General features: G+C 63.1%; 9 protein-coding genes and 4 tRNA genes. 4 read left to right on the forward strand and 9 right to left on the reverse strand.

The annotated features are described in order from the left end of the window. Positions 1-4: 4 nt before the first annotated feature. The 3 genes from clpX to tig all read right to left on the reverse strand — a co-directional run bounded on the left by clpX (position 5) and on the right by tig (position 3435). On the reverse strand, positions 5-1285 hold the full coding sequence (clpX, locus tag HMPREF3014_RS07985) for an ATP-dependent Clp protease ATP-binding subunit ClpX (protein WP_003087924.1): 1281 nt from the start codon (positions 1283-1285) through the stop codon (positions 5-7). Between the two features lie 104 nt (positions 1286-1389). Beyond that, a complete protein-coding gene (gene clpP, locus HMPREF3014_RS07990; RefSeq protein WP_003098129.1) occupies positions 1390-2031 on the reverse strand; it encodes an ATP-dependent Clp endopeptidase proteolytic subunit ClpP in 642 nt (213 codons plus the stop codon). A 93-nt stretch (positions 2032-2124) separates the two neighbouring features. Further along, positions 2125-3435, reverse strand: coding sequence for a trigger factor (gene tig / locus HMPREF3014_RS07995; protein ID WP_070734434.1), 1311 nt, complete (start codon positions 3433-3435; stop codon positions 2125-2127). 231 nt (positions 3436-3666) lie between these two features. On the opposite strand from tig, the gene parR reads away from it, so the two are divergent. The 3 genes from parR (at position 3667) to HMPREF3014_RS08010 (ending at position 7604) form a co-directional block, all read left to right on the forward strand. After that, complete coding sequence (gene parR, locus HMPREF3014_RS08000; protein ID WP_003098126.1) at positions 3667-4374, forward strand: response regulator transcription factor ParR; 708 nt, start codon at positions 3667-3669, stop codon at positions 4372-4374. Next, on the forward strand, positions 4375-5661 hold the full coding sequence (gene parS, locus HMPREF3014_RS08005; RefSeq protein ID WP_058132745.1) for a sensor histidine kinase ParS: 1287 nt from the start codon (positions 4375-4377) through the stop codon (positions 5659-5661). It abuts the gene before it with no gap. Between the two features lie 104 nt (positions 5662-5765). Next, a complete protein-coding gene (locus tag HMPREF3014_RS08010) occupies positions 5766-7604 on the forward strand; it encodes a serine hydrolase domain-containing protein (protein WP_023087576.1) in 1839 nt (612 codons plus the stop codon). Between the two features lie 286 nt (positions 7605-7890). Here the strand turns inward: HMPREF3014_RS08010 and HMPREF3014_RS08015 are convergent, their stop codons facing one another. From HMPREF3014_RS08015 to HMPREF3014_RS08035, 5 genes are all read right to left on the reverse strand, one after another. Continuing rightward, the gene (locus HMPREF3014_RS08015) at positions 7891-8112 is read right to left on the reverse strand and encodes a hypothetical protein (protein WP_003087901.1); all 222 of its coding nucleotides are present in this window, start codon (positions 8110-8112) and stop codon (positions 7891-7893) included. Positions 8113-8300: 188 nt separating this feature from the next. After that, a tRNA-His gene (locus HMPREF3014_RS08020) sits at positions 8301-8376 on the reverse strand. A gap of 66 nt (positions 8377-8442) precedes the next feature. Continuing rightward, positions 8443-8527 (reverse strand) — tRNA-Leu (locus HMPREF3014_RS08025). A gap of 54 nt (positions 8528-8581) precedes the next feature. Further along, positions 8582-8657, reverse strand: a tRNA-His gene (locus HMPREF3014_RS08030). A 51-nt stretch (positions 8658-8708) separates the two neighbouring features. Then, positions 8709-8785: transfer RNA gene (locus HMPREF3014_RS08035), tRNA-Arg, on the reverse strand. Between the two features lie 278 nt (positions 8786-9063). On the opposite strand from HMPREF3014_RS08035, the gene folD reads away from it, so the two are divergent. Further along, positions 9064-9918, forward strand: a complete 855-nt coding sequence (gene folD / locus HMPREF3014_RS08040; RefSeq protein WP_003087898.1) for a bifunctional methylenetetrahydrofolate dehydrogenase/methenyltetrahydrofolate cyclohydrolase FolD — start codon at positions 9064-9066, stop codon at positions 9916-9918. A 57-nt stretch (positions 9919-9975) separates the two neighbouring features. On the opposite strand, the gene cysS is transcribed toward folD, so the two are convergent. Continuing rightward, on the reverse strand, positions 9976-11358 hold the full coding sequence (gene cysS / locus HMPREF3014_RS08045; protein ID WP_023087578.1) for a cysteine--tRNA ligase: 1383 nt from the start codon (positions 11356-11358) through the stop codon (positions 9976-9978). Positions 11359-11367: the final 9 nt, after the last annotated feature.

Consider the following 11367-nt stretch of genomic DNA (forward strand, 5'->3'; position numbering starts at 1 on the left):
TCTTTCATGCCTCAGGCGCAGCCTTGGCTGGCTTTTCGCTGTTCTCGTAGATCATCAGGGGTTGCGACGAGCCATCGATGACACTCTCATCGATGACCACCTTGCTGACATCCTGCTGGGAGGGAATCTCGTACATGGTATCGAGAAGGATACCTTCGAGAATTGAACGCAAGCCACGTGCACCGGTCTTGCGTTCGAGGGCCTTGCGGGCAACCGCCTTGAGTGCGTCCGGACGGAATTCGAGATCGACGCCTTCCATTTCGAACAGCTTGGCGTACTGCTTGGTGAGAGCGTTCTTCGGCTCGGTCAGGATCTGCATGAGCGCAGCCTCGTCGAGCTCATCAAGAGTCGCGATCACCGGCAAACGCCCTACAAACTCGGGAATAAGACCGAACTTGACGAGATCTTCCGGTTCGACTTCCTTGAACGCCTCGCCGACCTTCTTGCCCATCTCCTGACTGCGCACTTCGGCATTGAAACCGATGCCGCCGCGCGCGGAACGGTTCTGGATGACCCGCTCCAGACCGGCGAAAGCGCCGCCGCAGATGAACAGGATGTTGCGCGTATCGACCTGCAGGAACTCCTGCTGCGGATGCTTGCGACCGCCCTGCGGCGGTACCGAGGCAACGGTACCCTCGATGAGCTTCAGCAGGGCCTGCTGCACACCCTCGCCGGAGACGTCGCGAGTGATGGAGGGGTTGTCCGATTTCCGGGAAATCTTGTCGATCTCGTCGATGTAGACGATGCCCATCTGGGCCTTCTCCACATCGTAATCGCACTTCTGCAAGAGTTTCTGGATGATGTTCTCGACATCCTCGCCCACGTAGCCCGCTTCCGTCAGCGTGGTCGCATCGGCGATGGTGAACGGCACGTTCAGTAGACGTGCGAGGGTCTCGGCCAGCAGGGTCTTGCCCGAGCCGGTTGGGCCGATCATCAGAATGTTGCTCTTGCCGAGCTCGATATCGTCCTTCTTGTCACGCTGGTTGAGGCGCTTGTAGTGGTTGTATACCGCTACCGCCAGAACCTTCTTGGCCCGCTCCTGCCCGATCACGTACTGATCGAGGATGGTGCGGATCTCTTTCGGCGCCGGAAGTTTGTGCCCACTACTTTCCGCCTGCGCTTCCTGCACCTCCTCGCGGATGATGTCATTGCACAGGTCGACACACTCGTCGCAGATAAAGACCGAGGGGCCGGCAATCAACTTGCGCACTTCGTGCTGGCTCTTGCCGCAGAAGGAGCAATACAGCAGCTTGCCGTTGTCCTCGCCGTTGCGGGTATCAGTCATTCGATCGATCCAATGGGTAGCTTCAAACACAAGATGAAGGCAATTGTGGGCATTTTCAAGCCCACGAGGCGGCCGAATGTCTCGACCGCCAGTATTGCGGAGCCTTAGACGGCCAGGTCGCGCTGGGTCATGACCTTGTCGATCAGGCCATACTTGACGGCTTCGTCACCGCTCATAAAGCGGTCACGATCGGTATCGCGGGCAATGACGTCCAGGGGCTGGCCGGTGTGGTGCGCCAGGATCTGGTTCAGACGCTCCTTGATGAAGAGGATTTCCTTGGCATGGATCTCGATATCCGAGGCCTGGCCCTGGAAACCGCCCAGCGGCTGGTGGATCATCATCCGCGAATGCGGCAGGCAGTAGCGCTTGCCGGCGGCACCGCCCGCAAGCAGCAGGGCACCCATGCTGCACGCCTGGCCGATACAGGTGGTCGAGACGTTGGGCTTGATGAACTGCATGGTGTCGTAGATGGACATCCCGGCAGTCACCGAACCACCCGGCGAGTTGATGTAGAGATGAATGTCCTTCTCGGGATTTTCAGCCTCCAGGAACAGCAACTGGGCAACCACCAGGTTGGCCATGTAGTCCTCGACCTGGCCGACCAGGAAGATGATCCGCTCCTTCAGCAGGCGCGAATAGATGTCGTAGGCGCGCTCGCCGCGGGCGGACTGCTCCACCACCATGGGCACCAGGCCACCGGCGGCCTGGATATCGGGAACGTGCGGAATAAAAGAGTTGCGAGACATGTCTTGCGATCACTCCCTAACAGATAGTGAAGCCTCAAAGACGCACAAGCCAGCACTAAGGCTGGCTTGTGGGATTCGAACGAGAGGAACGAATCAGGCCGCTTGCGGAGCTTCGGCCGGCTTGACCGCTTCTTCGTAGGATACCTGCTTATCGGTCACAGTGGCCTTTTGCAGGACAGTATCTACGACTTGTTCTTCCAGTACAACAGAACGGACTTCGTTCAGCTGGGGCTCGTTCTTGAAGTACCAGGCGACGACCTGCTCGGGCTCCTGGTAGGCCGAGGCCATTTCCTCGATCATTTTGCGAACGCGACCTTCGTCGGCCTTCAGCTCGTGCTGCTTGACCACTTCGGCGACGATCAGGCCCAGCACCACACGGCGCTTGGCCTGCTCTTCGAACAGCTCGGCCGGCAGTTGGTCAGGCTTGATGTTGCCGCCGAACTGCTGGACGGCCTGCACGCGCAGACGGTTCACTTCGTTGCCGATCAGGGCCTTGGGCACTTCGATCGGGTTGGCCTGCAGCAGACCTTCCATGACCTGGTTCTTGACCTTGGACTTGATCGCCTGGCGCAGCTCGCGCTCCATGTTCTTCTGCACTTCGGCGCGGAAGCCATCGAGACCGGTTTCCTTCACGCCGAACAGAGCGAAGAACTCTTCGTTCAGTTCCGGCAGCTTGGGCTCGGCTACGCTATTGACGGTAACGGTGAACTCGGCAGCCTTGTTGGCCAGGTCCAGGTTCTGGTAGTCCTCGGGGAAGGTCAGGTTGAGCACACGCTCTTCACCGGCCTTCGCCCCCACCAGCCCTTCTTCGAAGCCGGCGATCATGCGACCGGAGCCCAGTACCAGCAGGGTGCCCTTGGCGGAACCGCCGGCGAAGGCTTCGCCGTCGATCTTGCCGACGAAGTCGATGTTCAACTGGTCATCGTTCTGGGCGGCACGCTCGACCACTTCGAAACGGGTGTTCTGCTTGCGCAGGACATCGAGCATGTTGTCGACATCAGCATCGGAAACTTCGGCCTGCAGGCGCTCGACCTTGATGTCTTCCAGGCCGGAAACGGTAAATTCCGGGAAGACTTCGAAGGTTGCGATGTATTCCAGGTCCTTGCCTTTCTCGAAGGACTTGGGCTCTACCGACGGCGAACCGGCCGGATTCAGCTTCTGCTCGACCACGGCTTCGTAGAAGGTTTCCTGGATCAGATCGCCCATGGCTTCCTGGCGCGCGGAAGCTTCGTAGCGCTGACGAATGACACTCATCGGCACCTTGCCGGGGCGGAAACCTGGAATCTTGGCACGACGGGCGGTCTGCTGCAGACGCTTGTTGACTTCGGTCTCGATACGCTCGGCAGGCACACCAACGGTCATGCGGCGCTCAAGAGCGGAAGTGCTTTCAACAGAAACTTGCATGGATATTCCTCGTTGCACAGACGTAAGCCGGTCCTTCCGGCTCCCAGAATCAAGGGCATGCATTCTAGTAGAGGGAAAAGCAGAAGTCACCCCGCCAGGGTGCAGGCGGATCCCCGGGGTGTTTCCGGCCGCTTCCGCCGATCGCAGCCCGATCTCGAACGAGTCGCTGGAGCTTCGCCGGAAGCGGGCGCATATAATGCCAGCCGATTCCGCTCCGACCGATGAAACCCTATGGACTGCCCTACCCTCAGCAAGGTATTGCTCGTCGAAGACGACCAGAAGCTCGCCCGCCTGATCGCCAGTTTCCTTTCCCAGCATGGTTTCGAAGTGCGCCAGGTGCATCGCGGTGATGCCGCGTTCGCCGCCTTCCTCGACTTCAAACCGCAAGTGGTGGTTCTCGACCTCATGCTCCCCGGACAGAATGGTCTGCAGGTGTGCCGGGAGATCCGCCGGGTCGCGAACCTGCCGATCCTCATACTCACCGCCCAGGAGGACGATCTCGATCACATCCTCGGCCTGGAGTCCGGCGCCGACGACTACGTGATCAAGCCGATCGAGCCACCGGTGCTGCTCGCCCGCCTGCGCGCCCTGATGCGCCGGCACGCGCCCCTTCCCGCCTCCCCGGAAAGCCTGACATTCGGCAAGCTGAACATCGACCGACGGCGGCGCGAAGCGGAACTCGAAGGCCTCGGCATCGAACTGACCACGATGGAGTTCGAGCTGCTCTGGCTGCTGGCCAGCCAGGCAGGGGAAATACTCTCCCGCGACGAGATCCTCAACCAGATCCGCGGCATCGGCTTCGACGGCCTGAACCGCAGCGTCGACGTCTGCATCAGCAAGCTGCGCAATAAACTGAAGGACAATCCGCGCGAGCCGGTCCGGATCAAGACCGTCTGGGGCAAGGGCTACCTGTTCAACCCGCTGGGCTGGGAGCTCTGAATGCTGCGCCTGTTCCTGCGCCTCTACCTGCTACTGGCCCTGGGGTTCGCCGCCGCGATCTTCGTGGTCGACCATGTCATCGACGCGTTCTACGACAGCATCGTCGAGAACTATCACCGCGACGCCGTTCGCGGCCAGGCCTATTCGCTGGTGGAAAAGCTGGCCCCGCTGGACCAGGCCGGACGCCAGCGACAGCTCGAAGACTGGCGTCCCCACTACGGGCTCGAGCTGAGCCTGACGGATGCCAGGCAGGCGAAGCTGACGCAGGAAGAGCAGGCCCTCCTCGACAAGAACCTGCTGGTGGTACGCGAGGACTTCACGGAATTCATCAGCCGCATCGACGCGGGCCCGCAGCTGCTCGACATCAAACTGCCGCCGGAACCCTCGCTGACCCCACTATTCACCGTGCTGGCCTACATCCTGCTCGGCGTGCTGGTCGGCATCGCCCTGCTGGTATGGGTCCGCCCGCACTGGCGCGACCTCGAGACCCTGCGCCTGGCCGCGCAACGCTTCGGCGACGGCGACCTGTCATCGCGCACGCGCATTTTCCGACGCTCCGACATCCGCACCCTGGCCCAGCACTTCAACCAGATGGCCGACCGCATCGAAAGCCTGATCAGCAACCAGCGTGAACTGACCAACGCGGTATCCCACGAATTGCGCACGCCGATCTCCCGCCTGTCCTTCGAACTCGAGCAATTGAACAAGCAGGTCGACGCCGAAGTACGCCACGACCTGATAGAGGACATGCGCGCCGATCTCGGCGAACTGGAGGAAATGGTCTCCGAACTGCTGACCTACGCCCGCCTGGAGCACGGCAACGTCGGGAGCCACCGGGAAATCGTCGACGCCGCGAGCTGGCTGGATAGCGTCGTCGCCGACGTCGCCCTGGAAGCCGAAGCCGCCGGAGTCACCTGCGAGATCAGCGCCTGCCAGGTCGAACAGATCCGCATCGAGCCTCGCTTCATGGCGCGCGCAGTGATCAACCTGCTGCGCAACGCCATTCGCCACGCACACTCGCGCGTCGAAATCGCCCTCCTCGATCAAGGCGACAGCTGTCAGATACGGGTCAACGACGACGGCCCCGGGATACCGGCGGACGCCCGGCAGAAGATCTTCGAACCCTTTTCGCGCCTGGACGACAGCCGCGATCGCAGCACCGACGGCTTCGGCCTGGGCCTGGCGATCGTCCGCCGGGTCGCGCAATGGCACGGCGGCTATGCGGAAGCGCTGGAAACGCCGCAGGGAGGCGCCTCCTTCCGCCTGACCTGGGAGCGACCCCGTTGACAGCGGAGGCTTAACAGTCTTTCACAGATTGCTGACAAAGCCGTAAGGACTGCCAGCCAGGCCCGCCCTAGCATGGGACACCTCGCCTTTCCGCCAGGTGTTCCATGTTTCGTGCAATGCATCTTTCCCTTCTCGGCTGCCTGCTCGGCACCAGCGGCTGCCACGGACTGCCGCCCGCCCCGCCAGCGCCGAGCGCCGCCGTGGGCAACTACGGCGAGGTCATCGACTATCTGCAACGCCACATCCGCCGGGAAATGGAAAGGCAGGACGTGCCCGGCCTGGCCCTGGCATTGGTCGACGACCAGCAACTGGTCTGGGCCCGCGGTTTCGGCTATGCCGACCGACAGCACAGGATCAACGCCAGCGAGCACACCGCATTCCACGCCGGCGACCTGTCCAAGCTACTGATCGCCAGCGCGACCCTGCAACTGGCCGAACGCGGCCAACTCTCTCTCGACGCCCCGCTCCAGGACACCTTGCGCGAGTTCTACGTACGCTCACGCTTCCATGCCGACCAGAGCAAGGCGGATCGCGCGATCACTTTCCGCCGGCTGCTCAGCCACCAGTCCGGCCTTCCTGGCGAACACCTGCCGCCCCTGTTCGGCGAACGCCCGAGCTCACTCGGCCAACTGCCGGCGAAAGTATCCGGCGTCTGGCTGAGCAATCCGCCGGGAACCCAGGTCGCCTATTCCAACCTTGGCTACGAGCTGGTCGGCGCGGCTATCGAGCGCAACACCGGAAAGCACTTCGAGCAGCACATGCGGGAGCACCTGCTGGACCCTTTGCAGATGACTCGCTCCAGCTTCGCCAGGAACGCCCTGCCCCAGGCGCAACGCGCCCAAGGCTACAGCGGCGGCGGTCGCCCCAGCTCCGCCGCCGCCAGCGACCTCCCGGTCAACGACCTGTGGAGCAGCCCGGTCGACCTCAGCCGCTTCGTCCGCATGCTGTTCGCCAACGGGCGCCACAAGGAGCGCCAGCTTCTCCGGAAACACTCCGTCGAGGAGATGTTCCGCCAGCAGAACGCCGGCAATGCCCTGGACTTCGACTGCCAGGTGGGCCTGGCCTGGTTCCTCAGCCCGTGCGGCTCCGCGCCGCTGGAAGGGGGCATCCGTCACTATGAGTACGCCAGCGCCACCCCAGGATTCAGCGCCCACCTGGTTCTGCTGCCGGAACAGCGCCTCGCCGCCATTGTCATGAGCAACGCCGATGACAGCGGTTCGCTCACCGCCTCCCTGGCCCGGCAAGCGGCGTCGCTCATGCTGCAGGTCAGGCAGGGCGCTCGTCGCCCCGCCGTACAGCCCACCCCCGCGCGCGCCCCCGCACTGAAGGTGCCGAGCTCGGAGGACCGGCGACAGCTATACGGTCGCTACGCAACCCGCCAAGGCCAGGTTCGCCTGTACGAGCGCCGGGGTCGCCTGTACGCAGATTTCGGCGAACAACGCGTGGAACTGTTGCGCGACACCTCGGGCTGGCTGCAGATGAGAAAAAGACTGCTGGGATTCTGGCCCGTCGGCGTGGACAGCGCCGGACAGTTGCAACTGGACGTGGTCAGCTACGGCCAACGCCGAATCCTGGTGTCCCGCCGCCACGGCCAGGCCGCCTACCTCGGCGAGCGCATCGAGCCGACACCCCTGCCCCAGGCCTGGACCGAAGCCGTCGGCACCTACCGCGTCGCCAGCACGAGCCGGCACAGCTACCTGAACGGCCTGAGCATCAGGATCGAAGACGGCTTCCTGCTGGTGCGCGGGCAAGCCGGAGGAACCCGCTCCGGCGAGTTCATCCTGCAACCCATCGACAGCGCACACGCCGTCCTGGCCGGCAGCGGCCAGGGCCTGGGAGACACCTTCAGTCGCGACTTCGACGGTCTGAACGCGCTCGGCTACCGCTTCGCCCAGCAAGACACCAAGGCACGTCCCTGGCTGCAACGGAAGGAGTCCCCATGAGAAACCCCTCCCTGTGCCTCGCCGGCACGCTCGCCAGCCTCTGCTCCGCCGCTGTCTCCGAAGAGTGGCATGACAGCATCGGCCCGAGCGCCCTGGTGGAATACCGTTTCTGAAACACACCGAGAGAGAATACGAACATGTTCACCGCCTTCGCCTTCCGCGGCCGCCAACCTTATACCGTTCGCCGGAACACAGCCCAGGGCGCGACCTTGCGCCCGAAACTGGCGAACCGGCCGGATGCGCCGGTTTCAGCCGGGAAGTCCTGAACTGCGGAGCGTCTACGGCCTCATTGGCAACGGATCACGCCGCTGGCGATTTCGTCGTCGATGGAGCGCAGCGCATCGGCATCCTGGTGCATCTGCTCGATCACCTCGAGCAGGCGCTGCGCCAGCTTCGGATCGTTCGCCCGCTCGACGGCGCGCATGACCTCGACCGCAGCCGATTCATGATTGTTCGCCATCTGCTTGAGAGCCTTGCGCAAGCGCTGCTCGGTCCATTTCATCGACATGTCGCTTCACCCAGACTGCATATACGGACCCGCCAGGAACGACAGGCTCGCTTAAGAGCGCCGGACCCGGAACAAGTTCAACCTGCCGTCGCCCCATGAGGGCGGGTTGGGTGCCGGAAAGGCAAGCGGAGAAGAGATCGTGAAGCGCAAACGAAAACGCCAGGCACAAGGCCTGGCGCTTCGAAATATGGGGTGGACGATGGGAATCGAACCCACGACACCAGGAGCCACAATCCTGTGCTCTACCAACTGAGCTACGCCCACCATATCGTGAATCGTGCCGGACGTTCCGGCTTCAACCGCAGCGGCCGGACAAGCCGAGCCTGAAGGTGGTGCGGACGGAGAGACTCGAACTCTCACGCCTTGCGGCGCTGGAACCTAAATCCAGTGTGTCTACCAATTCCACCACGTCCGCGGGACACTGCTTGGAAATGAAAACGCCAGGCCCCGGGCCTGGCGCTTCGGAATATGGGGTGGACGATGGGAATCGAACCCACGACACCAGGAGCCACAATCCTGTGCTCTACCAACTGAGCTACGCCCACCATATTACGACTTGCGGTAAAACATCGCCTGCTTCTTGCCGATTCGCCGAATGGCGCACCCGGCAGGACTCGAACCTGCGACCATCCGCTTAGAAGGCGGATGCTCTATCCAGCTGAGCTACGGGCGCTTTATTCATCTGCATTCAATGCTGAGCGCAAACTTTAAGCTCTGGCAATCACAAAGTCAGCAACCGACTTGCTTTACCTCTTACCCTGCGTCCGGCTGTGCTCGGCAAGCGGGGCGCATGTTATACAGGGGGCGAAAGGCCGTCAACGGGTTTTTTAAAAAAATTCAGCTATATAAAGGAGTTACGGCAAATCCGCGGGTCGCCTCCTTTGCCCCGGGCGGCGTCCATGCGAAAATGCGCGTCCTTTTTCCACCCGATTCGATGGTTACCCTTCCGACATGACCGCACAACTGATCGACGGCAAAGCGATCGCCGCCAACCTTCGCCAGCAGATAGCCCAACGCGTGACCGAGCGCCGCCAGCAAGGCCTGCGCGTTCCCGGCCTGGCGGTGATCCTGGTCGGCACCGATCCGGCCTCTCAGGTCTATGTGGCGCACAAGCGCAAGGACTGCGAGGAAGTCGGCTTTCTCTCCCAGGCCTACGATCTTCCCGCCGAAACCAGCCAGGACGACCTGCTGGCCCTGATCGACCGCCTGAACGACGATCCCGCCATCGACGGCATCCTGGTCCAGCTACCCCTGCCCGCCCACCTGGACGCCTCCCTGCTGCTGGAGCGCATCCACCCGGACAAGGACGTGGACGGTTTCCATCCCTACAACATCGGCCGCCTGGCCCAGCGCATGCCCCTCCTGCGCCCCTGCACCCCGAAAGGCATCATGACCCTGCTCGCCAGCACCGGCGCCGACCTGTACGGCATGGATGCGGTCGTGGTCGGCGCCTCGAACATCGTCGGCCGCCCCATGGCTCTGGAGTTGCTGCTGGGTGGCTGCACCGTCACCGTGACCCACCGCTTCACCCGCGACCTGGCCGACCATGTGTCGCGTGCCGACCTGGTGGTGGTCGCTGCCGGCAAGCCGGGACTGGTCAAGGGCGAGTGGATCAAGGAAGGCGCCATCGTCATCGACGTCGGCATCAACCGCCAGGCCGACGGCCGCCTGGTCGGCGACGTGGAATACGAAGTGGCAGCGCAACGCGCCAGCTGGATCACCCCGGTGCCGGGCGGCGTCGGGCCGATGACCCGCGCCTGCCTGCTGGAAAATACCCTGCACGCCGCCGAACACCTGCACGACTGAGGTCGCCGGTAATGAAAAGCCCCGCGTTCGCGGGGCTTTTCATTTATCGCTGCGGGTTCAGTCGGCCAGGCGCCAGGTAGTGCCGCCCTTGCCATCCTCCAGCACGACGCCCATGGCGGTGAGCCGATCGCGAATCCGGTCGGACTCCGCCCAGTTCTTCGCCGCCCGCGCCTCCAGGCGCGCCTGGATCAGCGCCTCGACCTCGGCCGCATCGACCTTGCCCTCGGCGCCCGCCTGCAGGAAGGCTTCCGGCTCCAGTTGCAGCACCCCCAGCAGGCCAGCCAACTGCTTCAGGCGCGCGGCCAGCGCGGCCGCCGCCGACAGGTCGCTTTCGCGCAGACGATTGACCTCCCGCGCCAGCTCGAACAGCACCGCGCAGGCACCCGCGGTATTGAAGTCGTCGTCCATCGCCGCGGCGAAGCGCTCGACATACTCCGCCGCTTCCGCCGGCGCCGCCTCGGGCAGCCCCTTGAGCGCGTTGTAGAAACGGTCCAGGGCCGCCTTGGCCTCGCGCAGGTTCTCCTCCGAGTAGTTGATCGGACTGCGGTAATGGCTGGCGATCAGCAGGTAACGCACCACTTCGGGGTGATATTTCTCCAGCACTTCGCGGATGGTGAAGAAATTGCCCAGCGACTTGGACATCTTCTCGCCGTTGATGGTGATCATCCCGCAGTGCAGCCAGGACTTGGCGTAGGGCTTGCCGGTCGCGGCCTCGCTCTGGGCGATCTCGTTCTCGTGATGAGGGAACTCCAGGTCGTTGCCACCGCCATGGATGTCGAAGGAATCGCCCAGGCAGCAGGTGGACATCACCGAGCATTCGATGTGCCAGCCCGGGCGCCCCTCGCCCCAGGGCGACGACCAGCTCGGTTCGCCAGGCTTGGCGCCCTTCCAGAGCACGAAATCGAGCGGATCCTCCTTCGCTTCGCCCGGCTCGATCCGCGCACCGATGCGCAGGTCCTCGACCCGCCGCCGCGACAACTTGCCGTAGCCAGCGAACTTGCCGACCCGGTAGTACACGTCACCGTTGCCCGGCGCGTAGGCATAGCCCTTGTCGATCAGGATCTGGATCATCGCGTGCATGCCGGCGATGTGATCGGTGGCGCGTGGCTCCTGGTCCGGCTTGAGGATGTTCAGCCGGGCCTCGTCCTCGTGCATCGCCGCGATCATGCGCTCGGTCAGCACATCGAACGGCTCGCCGTTCTCGTTGGCGCGATTGATGATCTTGTCATCGATATCGGTGATGTTGCGCACGTACGTCAGGTCGTAGCCACGGTGGCGCAACCAGCGGGTGATCACGTCGAACGCCACCATGCTGCGGCCGTGGCCCAGATGGCAGTAGTCGTACACGGTCATGCCACACACGTACATGCGCACCTGGTTGCCGACCAGCGGCGTGAAGACTTCTTTGGTCTTGCTCAGCGTGTTGTAGATCTGCAGCACGGTCTTTCC

Origin of the sequence: Pseudomonas sp. HMSC065H01, assembly GCF_001815235.1 — a bacterium.
Classification (GTDB): Bacteria; Pseudomonadota; Gammaproteobacteria; order Pseudomonadales; family Pseudomonadaceae; genus Pseudomonas; species Pseudomonas aeruginosa.